Source organism: Oleiphilus sp. HI0067 (genome assembly GCF_001635735.1).
Map to the genome: position 1 here is coordinate 1 of NZ_LWFI01000672.1, position 852 is coordinate 852.

Consider the following 852-nt stretch of genomic DNA (forward strand, 5'->3'; position numbering starts at 1 on the left):
AACCCACCTATTAATTTATGATTCAATTAGTCTTCAACTACATTTTGGCTACATCTTACCCACCATAAGGATGAAATAATAGATCTTTTACTTTGCAGCGTGTAAAAAATGCTATACATTCGTCAATTATATCAAACTAATTTGTTGTGAATATCAAACATGCTAAATCCTAGAACGCACTCCAACGAATACCCAAACTCCTACTATGCGGCGACGTCGAAATACCCGATGCGTTACCCATCACTAACGAAAAGCCTCGACACACAGGTATGCGTCATTGGCGGTGGATTTAGCGGTGTAAATACCGCTCTTGAACTTGCTGAAAGAGGGTTCAAAGTTGTATTGCTCGAAGCATATCGCATCGGATGGGGAGCTTCAGGACGCAATGGTGGACAACTCATCCAAGGTGTTGTTCATGGTATTGAGCCTTTTGCGAAAGCCCTAGGAGAAGAGGGTGTAAAGGCCATTGAAGACATGGGATTTGAGTCCGTTAATATCGTCAGAGAGCGCGTTAAAAAGTACAACATTGATTGCGATTTAAAGATGGGCTATTGCGATTTGGCGCATAAACCTCGACATGTAGAAGACTTTAAAGAGCACAAAGCGTGGCTAGATAAAATTGGTTATCCACATGAAACACGCCTGTTAGAAAAAGACGAAATGCATGAAGTGGTTGGCTCAACGACTTATATCGGTGGACTCATTGATATGGGCAGCGGACACCTTCATCCTTTAAATTTGGTGTGTGGTGAAGCGAATGCCGCACACGAGCTAGGAGTTCAAATATTTGAACAGTCTAAGGTTACCAATATTGAGTACGGCAAGCGTAACCGAATTACAACCGAAGCTGGC

1 protein-coding gene is annotated in these 852 nt (G+C 42.5%); it reads left to right on the forward strand.

What is annotated here, in order from left to right:
* Positions 1 to 159: 159 nt before the first annotated feature.
* Positions 160 to 852, forward strand: a 693-nt coding sequence (locus A3739_RS07715; RefSeq protein ID WP_156502448.1) for an FAD-binding oxidoreductase, incomplete at its 3' end; no start/stop codon positions are given.